Annotated in this window: 12 protein-coding genes; 8 read left to right on the top strand and 4 right to left on the bottom strand. The window is 55.2% G+C overall.

What is annotated here, in order from left to right; all coding sequences use genetic code 11:
• Positions 1 to 566: 566 nt before the first annotated feature.
• Entirely contained in the window at positions 567 to 1,421 is an 855-nt protein-coding gene (locus WNY61_RS18645) for a VOC family protein (protein ID WP_342852941.1), read from the bottom strand.
• Positions 1,422 to 1,480: 59 nt separating this feature from the next.
• Positions 1,481 to 2,335 carry a GntR family transcriptional regulator gene (locus tag WNY61_RS18640; RefSeq protein WP_342852940.1) on the bottom strand — a complete coding sequence of 285 codons (855 nt, stop codon included), beginning with the start codon at positions 2,333 to 2,335 and terminating at the stop codon, positions 1,481 to 1,483.
• Here WNY61_RS18640 and WNY61_RS18635 point away from each other — a divergent pair.
• The 8 genes from WNY61_RS18635 to arsH all read left to right on the top strand — a co-directional run bounded on the left by WNY61_RS18635 (position 2,316) and on the right by arsH (position 10,198).
• Entirely contained in the window at positions 2,316 to 4,025 is a 1,710-nt protein-coding gene (locus WNY61_RS18635) for a thiamine pyrophosphate-binding protein (protein ID WP_342852939.1), read from the top strand. The genes WNY61_RS18640 and WNY61_RS18635 overlap by 20 nt on opposite strands.
• A 51-nt stretch (positions 4,026 to 4,076) precedes the next feature.
• Positions 4,077 to 5,066 (top strand): tripartite tricarboxylate transporter substrate binding protein, encoded by a 990-nt coding sequence (locus tag WNY61_RS18630; protein WP_342852938.1) that lies wholly within the window; start codon positions 4,077 to 4,079, stop codon positions 5,064 to 5,066.
• A gap of 73 nt (positions 5,067 to 5,139) precedes the next feature.
• Positions 5,140 to 5,634, top strand: coding sequence for a tripartite tricarboxylate transporter TctB family protein (locus WNY61_RS18625; protein WP_342852937.1), 495 nt, complete (start codon positions 5,140 to 5,142; stop codon positions 5,632 to 5,634).
• 1 nt (position 5,635) lies between these two features.
• Positions 5,636 to 7,132: a tripartite tricarboxylate transporter permease gene (locus WNY61_RS18620; protein WP_342852936.1), complete on the top strand. Its 1,497-nt coding sequence runs from the start codon at positions 5,636 to 5,638 to the stop codon at positions 7,130 to 7,132.
• Between the two features lie 509 nt (positions 7,133 to 7,641).
• Positions 7,642 to 7,974, top strand: coding sequence for a metalloregulator ArsR/SmtB family transcription factor (locus WNY61_RS18615; protein WP_342852935.1), 333 nt, complete (start codon positions 7,642 to 7,644; stop codon positions 7,972 to 7,974).
• A gap of 34 nt (positions 7,975 to 8,008) precedes the next feature.
• Positions 8,009 to 9,076: an ACR3 family arsenite efflux transporter gene (arsB, locus tag WNY61_RS18610; RefSeq protein ID WP_342852934.1), complete on the top strand. Its 1,068-nt coding sequence runs from the start codon at positions 8,009 to 8,011 to the stop codon at positions 9,074 to 9,076.
• Entirely contained in the window at positions 9,073 to 9,495 is a 423-nt protein-coding gene (gene arsC / locus WNY61_RS18605) for an arsenate reductase (glutaredoxin) (protein ID WP_342852933.1), read from the top strand. Before arsB ends, arsC begins: the two co-directional genes overlap by 4 nt.
• A complete protein-coding gene (gene arsH, locus WNY61_RS18600; protein ID WP_342852932.1) occupies positions 9,488 to 10,198 on the top strand; it encodes an arsenical resistance protein ArsH in 711 nt (236 codons plus the stop codon). The genes arsC and arsH overlap by 8 nt, the downstream gene beginning before the upstream one ends.
• A 73-nt stretch (positions 10,199 to 10,271) precedes the next feature.
• Here arsH and WNY61_RS18595 read toward each other — a convergent pair whose 3' ends face one another.
• Both WNY61_RS18595 and WNY61_RS18590 read right to left on the bottom strand, forming a co-directional pair.
• On the bottom strand, positions 10,272 to 10,730 hold the full coding sequence (locus tag WNY61_RS18595) for a hypothetical protein (protein ID WP_342852931.1): 459 nt from the start codon (positions 10,728 to 10,730) through the stop codon (positions 10,272 to 10,274).
• Positions 10,731 to 10,970: 240 nt separating this feature from the next.
• Positions 10,971 to 16,079, bottom strand: a complete 5,109-nt coding sequence (locus WNY61_RS18590; RefSeq protein WP_342852930.1) for a RecQ family ATP-dependent DNA helicase — start codon at positions 16,077 to 16,079, stop codon at positions 10,971 to 10,973.
• Between the last annotated feature and the right edge of the window lie 297 nt (positions 16,080 to 16,376).

The raw sequence follows: 16,376 nt of genomic DNA, 5'->3' as shown, positions 1-16,376 counted from the left end.
ATAAGCACGTGCTTAAGGCTATCCTTAAGCCTCCCTGGTTAGCCCAAGGTGTCCGGTCGAAATGGGGGCCAGTTCACTTGGATGTATCAAAAGGGTGTGCATTTTCAAACTTTGATTTATTTTTGCACATAATTATTCGACTGTGATCAGTCTCTATCGTCGGGATTTGATGCGCAGTTCCGAGATGGACTAATAGAGCGCACAGCCGCGTACATTACAGACTAGAGCATGCTCGATGTAGGGCTTTTTGAACCATACGTCTGCCTCATGATCCCGCATTGCTGTTCGTCCAACCAGTTCGGTTTCCGCTGCCGTTCGAGCGAGGCACAGCATCGTCGTGACGGCTTTTGCTTGGGGAAATGCCCCCTTGGAAAATTGAGCAACGTCTTCTGCTCTGCAGTAGGCGATCTTCGTGGCAAAAACTGCGCATATCTGAAAAGAATTAACGTCAGCTTTGCGAAAACAACAATGTTGAGCTTCATCGGCCGGGCAGCGGCGGCTTAGAGCCGGTATCGATATCGGTAAACCCGCAGACTTTGTCAGACCAAGAACCGTTCGGCCTGGGCCTAAACGAACTCCAACAGAACTCCTGAGGCGTTTTGAGGGCAAAGATAAACACCATCTGAACTTACTGAGTAGGGGATTTGCGACTTACTTAGGAATGTTTTGAGCCTTTCGCTATCACTTGTTTTGATCCGTATTCCGGCGAAGGCACCTTGCGCGGTCGTTTCCAAGTTTGCGTCAGGAAAGAGTTTTGCGAGGTTCTCAGCAGTAAATAGCATGAGTGCTGCTGAGTTTGGACCCGTTGCAACACTAAAGCATCCATCGCTCTCCGTGACGGTTCCATTGGCCCAAAGCCGAGCAAATGCCAGCGCATCCTGTTCCGGGGTATCTGATATAGCGAGCACCGCATCGAGGCCACAGGCGCCGTTCGGATGATCAAGGAGTTCGGGCATCCAAACCACCTCTGGTGTCTTATGTTGGCACATAAAAACAGAGCCGAATGGCACCTCGCTCGGAGAAAAGGTCAATGTGGAGAAAGAAGCAACATTCTCCGAACCATCAGAGCGTTGAACGGGGCGTGAAAAACTGTTGAGCTCCTGCGTCTTTATGCCAAGGTCGGCCAAACTATTTTCAGCAGCATTGGCATTTTCGATCCTGCAGGAAATCGCATGCAACCCCTCTCCCATTGTCGCCAACATCTCACGCCGTGGAGCATTAACCTCGGTCTCAGCAAGAAATCCAAGTAATTCAAAGTAATCTTGAGGGAACATAATGGTGTAGTTTGCTGAACCCTTCGCCTTAGAATGCGTACCTCTGGGTGAGAGCCTAAAGCCCATTGCACGATACTTTTCAGCTGTACTGTCAAGGTCCTGGGTCAGAGCGACGCAATGATCAATGCCGGTAACGGGGTGGAACATTTTAGAAGATCTCCAGTGGTATTCGCGCAAGCAGCCTTACTTATTAAAGGTTGATACGGTCAGTCGTCTGGCGTGTAGAGCTCCGCAAACGCATTGCGAACGTTCTCGGTGACCGCCTCAAGCCTTTTTGTAAGGTGCTGAACCATCGCCTGCCGCGCAGCTTCGCTATCACCCTGTTTGACGGCCCGCAAAATCTCCGCGTGAGGACGGATAGTCACGACTTCGCCACCGTTTTTCTCTGCGAGTGTTCTAAGGTCGATGAGCCGGATAAAGCGTATCCGGTCATTCACATTCTCAAGAAGGCGGATCATCTCTGTGTTGCCGGTCAATGAGGTCAGCCCAACGTGAAAGGCCTCGTCCATCCGCAGCAGTTCGGTAGGGGATGTACCCGGGGTGTAGTTGGCTTTTGATTCATCCAAGTACTGCTCAAGCTCTTTGAGCTTGTTTGGATCAGCTCGGTGAGCGGCCAAACTTGCGGCCTCGCATTCAATTGCCGCACGCGCTTCGTAAAGATGCATGATGCCTATAGGGTTAAGCGACCTACAGAAAAACCCCTTGCCACTGCGGAAGGTAAAGAACCCTTCGGCGACCAAGCGGTTGAGAGCCTCCCGAAGTGGCGTTCGACTGGTCGCTAACTTCTTAGCCAGTTCAGTCTCGTTCAACCGGGAATCAGGCTTGAAGTCATAGTTTACCGCCATCTCTTTCAGTTGGAGATAGTTGCGTTCGACGGTGGCTGGGGCTGTCTGCATCTGATTCCGAAATCCGCTTAAATCTACGTCAAAGCCGATAGTAGAAGGGCCACAAGAAAAAATCAATTGATTTGCGTTCAGACCTGTGTTTCGCTCTGTATACAGAAGAGGCTGCAAATTCGTATTGGGAAGGCAAGCAATGAACATGAACGGGGCAGAAGTCATTTTGAGAATGCTTGAGTTGCATGGCGTTAGTCATGTTTTTGGCCTTCCGGGTGAGACCACTATCGGCTGGTATAAAGAATGGCAGAAATCTTCGACCATCGAGTATGTCCTTACCCGAGACGAGCGCACAGCCTCTTATGCCGCTGAGGCCTATGCGAAGATAACCGGCAGGCCAGCGGTACTGGAAGCGCCGAGCCCTGGCGTGACCCACTGCACGCCGGGGATAACCGAAGCGTTTCTTTCTTCTGTTCCTGTCATCTATTTCAGCTCTGATGTGCCCATAAACCAAGACAAGAAGCATGGGCTTACCGGCGTCGACCAAACTGCGATGTACGCAAGTATTTGCAAGGAGTCATTCTATCTAACCAATGTGAAGGACATTCCGCTTCTGCTGCGCCGGGCTTTCCGGGTCGCGACGTCGGGACGTCCGGCACCGGTTCATATTCGTGTGCCGATCAATGTGTTCCACGAAGAAGCTGAGATCACCGATCTCTATGCGGAAGAAGATTACCAATTCTATCCGTCACATCGTCCAGTAGCTGATCACAAGAAGATACGCAAAGCAGTTGATGCGTTGCTCTCCGCCGAAAAGCCAGTGATCGTTTGTGGTCAGGGGGCATTGATCTCCAAAGCAACGGATGCGGTTCTTGAGTTGGCGGAGCTGCTGCAAATTCCGGTGGGCACCACTACTCCGGGCAAGGGAATTATTTCCGAAACTCATCCCCTTGCGCTCAGGGTTGTAGGCGCGCGTGGCGGAATGGAATATTCCAATGCCTATGTGAAGGAAGCGGATTGCGTTTTCTTCATTGGTTCAAACACAGACTCGAGTGGGACCAATCATTGGAAGCTGTACGGTGATCCGGAACGTACCACCTTCATGCACCTTGATATTGCTGAAGCGCATGTCGGTAACAATTACCCGCTGAAGGTTGGAATGATCGGCGACGCCCGCGCCAGCCTTGAATACATGACAGCTGTAATCCGTGACGAGCACCCTACGCTCACACGAAATAAAGTTGATCTTACCGAGCTAAAACGCACTGCGCTGGATGCAGTATTTAACTCTAACATTGAAATGCCTGCGGGAACTGTTTCTCCAGTTAAGCTCACGCAAGCGCTGGACAAACTGCTTCCGACCGATGCGATTGTCACGGCGGAACCAGGAGTAAGTGCAATCTACCCTTCGGCACTGCTTTCCGTCCGGGAGGCCGGTCGACGCTATATTACGAATTACTCCATGGGCGCCTTGGGCTATTCCGTGCCTGCCGGGATCGGTGCGGCATTTGCAAATGACGGCCCAGTGATCTCCTTCACAGGTGATGGTTCTATCGCATTTGTGCTGGGAGACTTTGAGACAATCAAGCGCAGTAATAAAAATATTACCGTCATCTTGACCAGAAATGATAACTACGGCTGGATCCGGGCCGAGGCCATCTTGCTGGATGATGTTGATGCCCCCTGGACCACCGACTTCGGCGCTGTTGATTATATCAAGATCGCAGAAGGGTTCGGGTTCGAGACGGCACGGATCACATCAGAAGATCAAATCGAAGCGACCTTGGCTGAAGCAATAAACAACCCGGGCGCAAACTTTATTGAGATGATGGTCCCTTCCCAAGATAAGATTATTCCCTTTGTTCCTCCGTGGGTCGACGTCGCCCGCGAAAGGAAGCTGCCGTATTTCTACTAAAGCCGACGTCCCATCGCCATTAGAACCGATCAATCAACAGGAGAGAAATAAATGCAAATATTCACCTTGGTCAAATCCGCTGCGGCCTCTGCGACTATCGTTATGGGGCTTGGGGCAGCCGCACTGGCACAGGACTATCCACAAAAAGACATTATGCATATCATGCCATGGAGCGCGGGAGGCGGCACGGATACCGTCATGCGCACCTTCATGAGCTTTGCCGAAAAGCCTTTGGGCGTGGGTGTGAATACGCAAAACGTGACAGGTGCCCAGAGCGGCGTGGGCACGTTGCGTTTGATGAAGTCTCGCCCGGACGGCTACACAATTGGGTCGCTTACATGGGATAGCGTCATCACTGTTCCCTATTACGAACTGGTGCCGGGCTACGACACCGAAGAGCTGGCCTATCTTGGATCGGTGACAGTGCATCCGACTGCACTCGTTGTACGTGCTGATGCGCCTTGGACAACGCTCGGTGAGATGGTCGAAGCTGCTCGTGAAGCGCCGGGGACTATCAAGATATCTAACGTAGGTACTGGCGGTGTGTGGCACCTCCCTGTGCTTGACTTCGAGCAACAGGCAGATGTGGAATTTCTTCACGTCCCTTACCCTAAAGGCTCTGGCCCCCAACGCGAAGCTTTGCTGTCTGGCGAAACCGATGCTGCGTCGACTAGCATCTCGGCGGCCTATTCTGCAGTGGAATCAGGACAAGCCCGCGTTTTGGCGGTTATGGCCGATGAACGCGACCCGAATTTCCCTGATGTGCCGACCTTCAAGGAAGCGGGCTACGACGTCGTATGGGGCGGCTTTCGGCTAATCGCCACGCAGGCTGCTGTAGATGCTGAACAGCAGGCCACTTTAGAAGCCGCATTCGAGAAGGTGTTTCAAGACGACGCCTTCCTCGCGAAAGCCGAGGAAACCGGCATGGGGGCCGTTTGGATGAACGGTGAAAAAACTGAAGCCTATATCTCCTCCTCGCAAGCGAAAGCCTTTGCGCTGATGGATAAGTTGGTAGCCGACGGCGTGCTAGACAAGAACTGACCCACAAGGGCCGGAGACAAAACTCCGGCCCTTTCGCGACATGGCCAAATAGCTTCGAGACGAGGGGCGACACATGACAAAATTACTCCGAGGCCAGATTCTCTTCGCCTTTGGATTGGCGGTGCTAAATACTGTTTATGCAAGCCAGCTGCTGGGAATGGACAGACCTTTCGTGAATGGCGAGCCGGGGCCTTCGTTCCTGCCAATCATCCTATGTGGATTTGTCTATGTGGCGACCTTTCTGATCATCCTGAAGGAGTTCAACGTCCAGCAGGATATAATTGCAGCAGCCGAAACATCGGATAACATTCCTCGCATTGTCATACTGGGTCCTGTCATTGCGATAGGACTTACGGCACTCTATATTTTGGCTTTCATTTATACAGGCTACATGACAGCGACTGCCGGATACACTTTCCTGATTGCGATTTATTTTAACTTTGAGCGCAACGGGAAGTGGGGGGCTTCGGCCCTTTCATCGGTAATCATCGCGCTGTTCATCACGGTTGCCGGTTGGCTCTTCTTCGTTAAATTGTTTGGCCTCTATTTGCCGTTGTGGGAGTTCTAAGATGATCGGTCAAGTTGCTGATGGATTCCTCGCGCTCGCCAACCCAGGTACGTTCCTCCATCTTGTCGGTGGTTTTCTTTTGGGATTGGCGTTTGGCGCAATTCCCGGCCTTACTGCGACGCTCGCCATAGCGCTTTTATTGCCCTTTACCTTTGGTATGGAAGTTAAGGACGCGTTGGTCATGGTAGCCGCTATCTATATGGCGGGGATTTACGCGGGATCGATTACCGGCATCACCTTAAATATTCCCGGCGCTCCGTCAGGTGCCATCACAACACTCGACGGCCACGCACTGATGAAAGCCGGCAAAGGCACGCAGGCCCTTGGCCTCAGTGCTTTTTCGTCCTCCATCGGTGGGCTCATAGGGGTTGTTGTCCTGATCGCGCTCGCTCAGCCAATCAGTGCGTTGGCCTTGCTGTTCCAGACGCCGGATAAGTTCTCCTTGGTTCTACTCGCAGTGGTCACCGTCACGATTGTTGCGTCGGGGTCTTTGCTTAAGGCCATGTTGGCCATGGCAATCGGCTTAATGATCTCCACAGTCGGGATCGATCCGATGGTGCCAGTCGGCCGTTTTGATTTCGGCAGTTATCATCTGATTGAAGGCATTAACCTTTTACCCGCAGTCATCGGTCTTTTCGCCACCTGTGAGCTGATTGCACAAGCATCTATGCCCACCAAGGTCGGAGAGCCTGAAGCCGTGGCCAAGATACTACGTCCAAAACGGAGAGATTTTCTCCCTGATTGGACATTGATCCGCGAGGTCGGATTTTTCACCTATATCAAAAGCGCAATTATTGGCGTTCTGATTGGTATGTTGCCAGGCGGTGGCGCATCAATGGCCTCATTCATCGCCTACGCCGAAGCAAAACGTTCTTCTCGTCATCCCCAGAAGTTCGGCAAAGGGTCTTACGAAGGGTTGGCGGCCTCTGAATCTGCCAACAACGGCATGTGCGGCGGTGCGATTATTCCTTTGCTCACGATGGGGATTCCAGGCGACGCGGTAACCGCCATCATCTTCGGCGTGCTGCTCATCCACGGCCTTGTTCCTGGACCTGCGCTTTTGGGCGAGAATTTTGCAATCATCGCCCCGATGTTCGCGGCACTCTTTGTTGCGGCGATCTTTGTGTTTCTATCAGTCATTGCATTCGGCCCGATCTACTTACGTCTGTCGCAGATAAATCGAGGTCTACTCTACGCATTTATCGGCATGATTTCGATGGTGGGGGTCTATGCCTCATCCTTCTCCTTTTTTCAAATGTGGATGGCCCTCGCAATTGGCGTGTTAGCCTTTCTGCTACGCATCTTTTCCTACCCTGTTGTGCCAGTGCTGATGGGAGTGATCCTCGGTCCCTACTTGGAAGAATTCTTGCGCCGATCACTTATCGTATCTGAAGGAGATCCAACGATTTTTATACGCAGCCCGGGCAGTGCGGTCCTCTTACTTTTGACCCTCGGCTTTATTTGGCTCTTGAGAGTTAGACCTGCCCTGCGCAGCTGATTGCCAAAACGCCTGAACTTCTAACCATTCGGTAGGCAAGAGAAAGCCTTGCGCCGGAATCGAAATGTCCGCGAGGCAACCGACGTGCGCGTCTTTTTAAGCTCGCTTCGATCCATTGAAAAAGGTAGCGCAACCGGGCGCCTTCGGACTCGTGGGCCCGGTAGGAAACAAAGTGAACCGAGGAAGCATCAAGGCACCGCAATGGATGCGCTGAGCGGGGGCACTTCCTATATCTCATACCAGTTGCCGAGCCGCTAGCATTCCAGGACGGGTCCCGAGAGAGCCGCTGAGCGAATGCTTGTGAAGAGTGGCAGAAAAGACGGCTTCTATTCAAAAACACGATCCTCGGAGACCACCAAACTTTCATCAACTTCTTGGACTTTAAGCGGGGGCTTTTAACAGCATCAATCGAGGTTGTTTGTGCCCGTTCCAAAGTGGAGCGTCTTAGACGCCGCAGATTTCCCAAAAGGCACTTGACCTACGCCTGTAATATCAATAATTCCTGATATATGGATAAAGATCACGCTCTCGACGCATTCGCGGCTCTCAGCCAGCCCACGCGGCTCGACGTATTCCGCCTGCTCATCAAGGCCGGAGAGGTCGGCATGTCGGCGGGTGATATTAGCGACACCCTCGGGGTTCGCCAGAACACGATGTCGGCCAACCTGGGCATTCTGTCCCGCGCCGGGCTGATCCGGAACAAACGGGAAGGCCGCAGCATCCGCTATTTCGCCGACATGGACGGGATGCGCGGTCTCTTGGCTTTCCTCATGGAAGATTGCTGCGGCGGAAGTCCTGAACTTTGCCAGCCCGTCATCAATGAGCTCGCTTGTGACTGCTAATACGCAGAACTCTTAGAATGGAGACTTGCTCAACATGACCGATACATCGCTCCCCGCTGCGGCGGGTCTGGGAACCTTTGAACGCTGGCTGTCCGTTTGGGTGGCGCTCGCCATCGGCGGTGGGCTGCTACTGGGTAACATCTTTCCGGGTCTCTTCTCTTTTCTGGCCGCGCTGGAAGTCGCCTCGGTCAACCTGCCGGTGGCGGTTCTGATCTGGGCGATGGTCTATCCGATGATGGTCGGCGTGGATTTTGGTGCCCTACGCCAGGTCGGGGACAAGCCCAAGGGGCTGGTCGTGACCTTGGTCGTCAACTGGCTGATCAAACCCTTCACGATGGCCGCCCTCGGTGTGTTGTTCTTCGAGTATGTTTTTGCGGGCCTGATCCCGCCGGACGACGCGCAGGCCTACCTTGCGGGTGTTATCTTGCTGGGGGCCGCGCCCTGCACCGCGATGGTCTTCGTTTGGTCAAACCTTACACGGGGCGACGCGACCTACACGTTGGTGCAGGTCAGCGTAAACGATGTGATCATGGCCTTCGCCTTTGCGCCTATCGTCGCCTTTCTGCTGGGCGTCACGGACATCGTCGTGCCGTGGGATACACTGCTACTGTCGGTGGGTCTCTACGTCCTGCTGCCCCTGCTGGCCGGGTATCTGACGCGCCACAATCTGGTTGCGAAGGGCGGAGAGGCGGCGGTCGATGCCTTCAAATCCCGTGTGCAGCCTTTCTCGATACTCGGCCTGCTGGTGACGGTGGTGCTGCTGTTCGGGTTTCAGGGCGAGGTCATTCTGAACCGCCCCCTCGTCATCGTGCTGATCGCCGTGCCGCTGCTGATCCAGTCTTACGGGATTTTCTTTGTGGCCTATCTTGCAGCGCGGGCATGGCGCATCCCCTTCAACGTCGCCGCGCCCTGCGCGATGATCGGCACGTCCAACTTCTTTGAGCTGGCCGTCGCGGTTGCGATCAGTCTGTTTGGTTTGGGGTCGGGGGCCGCCTTGGCAACGGTCGTCGGCGTCCTTGTCGAGGTGCCCGTGATGCTGTCGCTTGTCGCCTTCGCCAACCGGACGCAGCACTGGTTTCCCAAGGAAGGGGATACCTCATGAGCATCGTCATCCACCACAACTCCGACTGTGGCACTTCGCGCAATGTGCTGGCGATTATTGAGGCGTCAGGCGAGACGCCTGTGGTGATCGAATACCTTAAAACAGGCTGGACCCGCCCGCAGCTTCTGGCGCTGTTCGCGGCTGCTGGATTGACGCCCCGCACCGCCCTGCGGACGACAAAATCCCCGGCAGAGGACCTCGGACTGCTCGATCCCTCGGTGGACGACGAGACGATCCTCGCGGCCATGCTGAAGCACCCTGTTCTGGTGAACCGTCCTATTGTGTGCGCACCCAAGGGCGTGCGGCTGTGCCGCCCGAGTGAGACGGTCCTGGACCTTCTCGACCGCCTGCCACTCGGCCCGCTGTGGAAGGAAGACGGCACGCTGATGATTGACACGGAAGGACGCCGCCTTGGCTGATACACCGAACCTTGAAGAAACCCATTTCCAAGCCATCGACACGGATCGGCTGTTGGCACCCGCGCGGGCAGCGCATGCCCCGCGCATCCTGCTGCTCTATGGTTCGCTGCGAGAGCGCTCATTCAGCCGACTGATGACCGAAGAAGCCGCCCGTATCCTGATGCGACTGGGGGCGGAAACGCGCACCTTTAGCCCCTCTGGTCTTCCCCTGCCGGATGACGTGGAGGCCGATCATCCCAAGGTGAAAGAGCTACGCGATCTTACCACTTGGTCCGAGGGCATGGTCTGGTGTTCGCCCGAACGGCATGGCGCGATGACCGGCATTATGAAAACGCAGATCGACTGGATCCCGCTGTCACTCGGCGGCGTGCGCCCAACACAGGGCAAGACGCTGGCTGTCATGCAGGTCAGCGGCGGCTCGCAGAGCTGCAACGCCGTGAACCAGCTCCGCATCCTCGGCCGCTGGATGCGCCTGCTGACCATCCCGAACCAGTCCTCCACCCCGAAGGCGTTCTTGGAGTTTGACGAGGCGGGCCGCATGAAACCCTCACCGTTCTATGATCGGATGGTCGATGTCATGGAAGAGTTGATGAAGTTCACGCTGCTCACCCGCGACAATAAGGATTGCCTGCTCGACCGCTATAGCGAGCGTAAGGAAAGCGCCGCTGAGCTATCGAAGCGGGTAAACCAGAAGTCGATATAATTGAAGATGTCGGCCGACCTCGAACTGACCCTCCCGATCAAAAAATGTAGAGGGTGTCATCCTCCGTGATACTTCAGCAATCCGAATAGCCATCCCCATCCGCCGGATCAATCCGCAGGTGGGTGACCCGCCCAGGCGTCCCGCAAATCTGAATGAGCCAAGTCTGGCTGTGGCCCGGCCAACCGCTTCCAAGCAATTTTTTAAGATACTGGTCGACACCGCCTGCTCGCACCAGATCAGGGATCTTAGCGCGCATGGTTTGGTCACCAAAGTAGGGGTCGGCTTCATCACCTGAGTGCCGCAGACCAAAGCGGTGGAAATTCGCGCGATCCTGCTGGACGACCGCACCGACATCTTTAAGCGGTCCACCGTTCGAATTGTAAAAGTCTTCCCTACCAATGGTGGTGTAATAGGAGGCAAGATTTGGATCGGCGAAAGCGGTCTGTGCCATCATCAGAGTAATCGCCGATAGGATGTATTTGAACTTGAGCATGAGCAAAACTCCAGTGCTGTATCGCAGATAGCTTAACATCAACCGCGATATTTGCCGAAGCTTTCTCGAAGAGATCGGTGCGGCTGATCCGAGATAGCACATCTGCGCGGCAGGCGCCGGGCCGGACAGTCGCAATACACATAGCACCAAGGAACTGAAGAGCTCCGCCCCCCCCCCCGCGGCCCCTCAAGAAAGTCCATTCAGAACATCTTTTGCTGCCGGTAGGCGATCAAGGCTCGCGGTGATTTGGTCCTATCACTTCGAACCCTGCAACAACGCCTACTTGCCGTGCCTATCTTGTTGCGAAGCCTTTTCAACCCCTTTGACCTCCTCGAAAACCAGCTCGGGCACAACGATTTCCCAGCTCTCGCGTTTCATCAAATGATGAAAGCGCTCGTCGGCATCTTCTTTGCGCCAATGTAGGATGGCCGCGATCTCGCCGGAGACAAATGTCGTGCCGACTGGTGGCGCGAACGCTTTTGACATCCGCCCGAGAACCCGCCTTTTAGCATCCTCGATCTGCCAGCGATCTCCGGCTCTGGAGAGCCTGACTGGCGCGCCAACCCGTGCTTGGGCGATTGCGTTATGAACAACATGCCGATCCCCTTGGCGCCCTGCGAATGACAGGTCGACCATCTTCATTTCAGGCGATTGAAAGAACCGACGGGGCCCGGGTACTGACGCCAAGTCAGGCACTACGTGCCGCGTGACCACGGAAGGCGACACAGTGGGAAGATACTCATGTTGGTCGTTGCTCATGACGATCAAATTGCGCCGCGCGCGCGTCATGGCGACATAAAACAATCGCCTCGGCGCGTCTTGATCTTCGTTTCGCGAGGGTCGTTCCCAGCCGCCATCCATGATCACGACATCGTCAAATTCGAGGCCTTTGGCGCGGTGCGCTGTTAATAGTTTGAGCCCGCGCTGCTCGCCCCATGACTCCTTCGACCATTCGGCAAACCATTCAATAACGTCAGGCGTCGGAAGCACTTTACCGTCAACTTCACGCGCAAATTGGCCCAGTCCCTCGCCGATCCGGTCGGTCCAACGGCTTGTAGGTATCGCGTTCAGAGTTTCGGTGAGGTCACTCACACCGACCCGCGCAATGTGACTGCCGCGCAGCCTGCCGATAAACATTTGCATCTCACGGGTGCGCCATAAACCTGGCAAGGTCTCGTTTGCCATCTCGACCGGAATTCCATGCGCCTCGGCGAAGTCACGGACCGGGAGGAGTCTGCGCCAATCACGAGAAATGATAGCAGCACCTTTCCAACTCCAATCTGGGATCAGTTTTGAAAGGCGGATCATCTCATTGACCGCTGCAAGCGCCTGAAAATCATTCCCAGCCGGGCAGCCAAGAATTTGCACCCGCCCCTGGGCAACCGGGTCGAGGGTTTCCATGACACCCCCGACCAAGTCCTTTTGCCGCGATGGATCAATGACAATCTTATGCCCTGTTTTCATACGTTCCCGAGACCCTCCAATCACCGCGTTGGCTGCGCTGATGATGTTTTTCGAGGATCGGTAATTGTCAGTCAGAAAGACCGCCTTGGCTGAATAGTCTTGTTCAAATTGACGAATGTGGCGCACCGAGGCACCCGCAAATGCATAAATATTTTGGTCGTCATCGCCGACAGCAAAGAGGCTGATCCGTTGATCAGGATCATCAATGCTGCGCCCGGCCACTGCCGCGATCAAGGCGTATTCCTCGGGGCCTACATCTTGATATTCGTCTACGAGAATCCAGCGGAACCCTTGGATCAAGGTCTCTCGCAAAGCCTCGGCTTCGACCTTGTCCAACCCGTCCCCACGCAAGAGACGTGCCGCATCGGTCAGAAGCGTCCCAAAATCAGGCTCATCTTGCCCTGCCCGTCCGACGAAACTTGCGCCCACCAACCGCATGGCCAAGGCGTGGATGGTCAAGACAGTCACGAAGCGGGCATCGTCGCCGATCAATCGACGTAAGCGTTCCCGGATCTCCGTGGCAGCGTGACGATTGTAAGCGAGCACCAAAATACCGTTTGGGTCTTCGCGCTTGATCCTGACCAGATAGGCGACGCGGTGGACCAACACGCGCGTTTTGCCCGAGCCCGGCCCCGCAAGCACAAGCACATTGGTCTGTTCGCGGTCGTCACGCACGATCTGCTCTTGTGTCGAATTGCTCAGATTGTCGACGATCTCAGCATAGGACTGGGGTGTGGCTTGCCGTCTAAACTCTGAAATTTTCCCTGGCATCCAAGCTTTCATGAACATGGGCTGCTCCATTGCGAAATAGTCATGTGCGAGCTGCTCGGCCTGATTAATATCATCGATGCCTTTCACCGCATAAGCCGCCATTACATGGGTCTGGACCGTCTGTTCGCTGTAATGATCTTCGAGTGGCGCGAAATGCTGGGTGGTAAAACCGCCGCCTTTCGGATTGATGTGCAACGTCATGGCCGAGCGGAACACAGATAATCCCTTGCCGAGTGTCACGACCTGCTGTTCGTGCAGCCACAAAAGTGCTCGGTCCATCAACTTCGAAGGATCATTGACGGACGCTCGCAACAACGCGTCGCTGTTGATCGCTGCAAGAAGGTCGCCAAGTGTGGTCTCAACTGGAACATCTTTCCCGCGCAGGCCGGCCTGAACCTTATCGATTAAGTATGAAACCAATCGCTCTGCGGCCTGCCTGCGGATCTGCGCGGTTTGCTCGATTACCGCCCATGATCTTTGCATTCGCACCATAAGACTGCCTCTGGTCACCTTGCGCAGGCCGATATTGCCTCTGCCCCCATCCATGTCGCGGCCGTCCTGTGCAATCCCTTGGAGCAGGCTTTCGACAATATCAGGTCGCACGGAGACGTGTCCCCGCTCTCGCAGGGCCTGCGCTACCGAGGCCAAATGACACGGCCAAATCTCTTCGGCTTCCGCATCTGGCGCTTGTTCTCGAAGGATCGCAATCAGGTCAGCTTCTAGCCGAGATGCCGCCTCGAACCGTTTCGGCGAGGCATTCTCAACACGCGCATGCACGAAGATGGTGATGTTTGTATCATCCTTTGCAATCCCCAAGGCTTCGAGGTCGACCAAGGCTTTGCGCACGCCCGACACAGTGAGCCCACTGACCCCGCAAAGTTCATCCGTGGTAATGCCCTCCTCCTGCGGTGCGTTGATGATATGCTGCACGATGGCCGCCAGATCCTTGCGCCGCCGGTCGGTAAGCTCAGCGGATGCCAGAATGGCGCGGACCTCTTGCATGCTCCTTACCCGAAGCGAAGCGGGAAACACCTGCACTCGATTTTCCTCGCGGTTCAGAAGATGTGCCTCTTCCAACCAGGAGACGGCCGTCTTCACCCGCGTATCGTCGGTATTGCTGTCTCGTTGAAAGTCCCGTTCTTTCTCTTCATGAACGATCTCACCGGGTGTGGCGACGATTTCGCCGTCTTTTCCGGTTCGAACATCAAGGCGCCGAAGCGCCTTCAGGATCGCGCCAATTTCGTGCCGCGCCAGTCGAGACCGGGCACTGAGGCTAAATTGACGATCAACGTCATCGGTACTGAACAGAAGGACGCAGGCTGCAGGCTCACGGTCCCGCCCTGCGCGCCCCGCCTCTTGAAGGTAGTTTTCCAGTGACCCCGGCACATCCCCGTGAACCACCAATCGAATGTCCGGCTTGTCCACTCCCATGCCAAAAGCATTGGTTGCCGCAATCACGCGCAGGTTCCCGACACGAAAGTCCTCCTGGATCTCACGCTTGTCATCAGCACTAAGACCCGCATGATACCGCTCGACGGCGATACCTTGTTGTTTTAAAAAAGTCGCCACACGCTCGGTGGCACTTCGGGTCGCACAGTAAACAACTGCCCCCGAGACGCCCTCACGCGGAAGCTGGGCCTCAATCGTGTCAAAGATATCGGTCATCTTGGTTGCCCGCTGCGTTGGCAACACCTTGAAGCTCAAATTCGACCGCGATGCGCCACCGTCGATCAACGTCAGCTCTGCCCCCAAACGCTCACGAAAATGACTGCGAATGTCTTGTACCACGTCCGGCTTTGCCGTTGCCGTCAGACAAAGCACCGCTGCCGGCTCGTTATCGGAGCTTTCCTTGATAAACCGCGAAACGTAACGATAGTCAGGCCGGAAATCGTGACCCCACTTGGACACACAATGCGCCTCGTCCAGTACCCACAGCCCCACCTCACGCTGTGCCAGCACCGACCGAACTGTTGTGCTGCGCAGCTGTTCGGGCGAAATCAGCAGGATCGCAGCGTCCCCAAGGCGAACCTTATCAAGCGCATCCTGTCGCTCGGGCAAAGACAACAGACCGTTGATCGTAACCGCCGTGGAAATTCCCGCCCGTACCAAGCCCTGAACCTGATCCGCCATCAGCGCTACAAGGGGCGATATAACGACGGTCAAGGCGCCGGTTTTGTCGAACCGGGACAACGCGGGGATCTGATAACAGATGGATTTGCCCGTACCCGTCGGCAATATGCCCAACAGATGGTCGCCTTCCATGGCCGTGGCGACGATTTTCTCCTGAAGCGGGCGCCCGTTCTCATCGGCGGGCTCCGGGCGGAAACTGGGAAAGCCAAACCATCGCTCCAAGGCACGGGTGGGATCATTATGCTCTGCACAATACGCACACTGCGGATCACGACAATTCGTGTCCCTCAGGTCCCTGACGAGCCGTGCTGCGTCACGGAACTGCGCCCGCACCCAAGGCGGCATGACAGAATCCCCGCCCGCGACCGAAATCCAGGCAAGGGCATATGCCATCGGCCAACCCAGCCCTGTGTCCGAGAGCCGGTCGAGCACAGCATCCACCTGCGCCCCGCAGGCCGCCCCTTGCAGCAGCATCTGAATAGCCCTGTGCGCTTCCGTCTCAGTAGGGATGGACGCCCCGCGCACATCGCTGAACAACCGATCGAACCCGGCGCTACCAGGACCTCGGCAGCAAAGCCAGTGATAGGCCAACATCATCTCTGGCGACGACGCGTTCAGAGATACGAAAGCCTCAATTTGGTTGCGAAAAACCGCAAACACTAGACGTGCGTCAAACTCAGGGTCGTTAACGTGTCCACTTTGGAGCCGCCCATCATGATAGTGTTTGACCAGTTTGTGATAGGGGTTACGCGGGAACGCCAATGGGTTAAGCCACAGCGTGTCGATCGCTCCATCCACACGCTTTGCAAAACGCGGTGATACCGCCATGAGATGCGGCAAGTCGTGGCGCAATATATTATGGCCAATGACATGCGCGAAGCCCGCGCAGAATAGGTCGAGCTTTTTAAGCGCGGCCTTCAGATCACCTTTCCGGTGGACAACCCCCTCTCCTTCATCTTCCGGCACGGCGGCAAAGGCGAATATTCGGGCTTCTTTTGGATCAACCTCCAAGTCAATCGACAAGCAGTGCGATAAAATTTTTAAGGGGTCCCGCGCCCTGTGAACACCGATATCGCCAACCGGATCAGCCTTTGCTGCCTCAGGCCGCTGCGGCCGAGCACGGGCAAGGGCTTTCGATATGCCTCGGGAAAATATATTTTTCATACTCGGAAGTTAGTGCTATTTTTATGAAGCGGAACCATCGCAAGGCATTTGATCAAGGATGTCCTCTTGATACCATGTCATATTTCTAAGGTGCTGCCAGTGTCTTTTGACTTCGGACATCCACTACAATGTGCCTAACAGTGCAGGTGACACATT

It is taken from the genome of Sulfitobacter sp. AS92, from assembly GCF_038900015.1.
Lineage (GTDB): Bacteria > Pseudomonadota > Alphaproteobacteria > Rhodobacterales > Rhodobacteraceae > Sulfitobacter.
The sequence above is the reverse complement of the archived record's forward strand: the minus strand, read 5'-3'. Positions and strand labels throughout refer to the sequence as shown.